At 70.4% G+C, this 318-nt stretch carries 1 protein-coding gene; it reads right to left on the reverse strand.

Going from position 1 to position 318, the window contains the following annotated elements; genetic code table 11:
* On the reverse strand, positions 1–318 hold a 318-nt coding region (locus AX735_RS16385), incomplete at both ends, for a TrbI/VirB10 family protein (protein WP_446471830.1).

Raw genomic sequence — 318 nt, forward strand, 5'->3', positions numbered from 1 at the left:
TGTCATAGACGTTGGCCGTCACCTGAGCGGTGATCTGGCCGGGAAGGTCCGAACGTATGCCGGTGATGAGCGCTGCGGGAATGACACTGCCGGCCTGCACGATGTTGGGCGAGGCCGGCGCAGTCAGGCGCTCGATGATCACCGTGCGCTGGCCGGACGCCTGCGCCATGAAGGCGCGCTTGGCGGCCTGGTCGCCCTGCGCGGCCTCGGCCGGCTGCGGAGCGGCGGCTTCGGGCGTTGCGATTGCAAGGTTCGGCAGCGAAGGCATCGCAGCGGCCCCGGCGCTGCTGCCGCCGAGGAACACACCGCTCATGCGCG

The organism is Blastomonas sp. CCH1-A6 (assembly GCF_001556365.1).
Lineage (GTDB): Bacteria > Pseudomonadota > Alphaproteobacteria > Sphingomonadales > Sphingomonadaceae > Blastomonas > Blastomonas ursincola.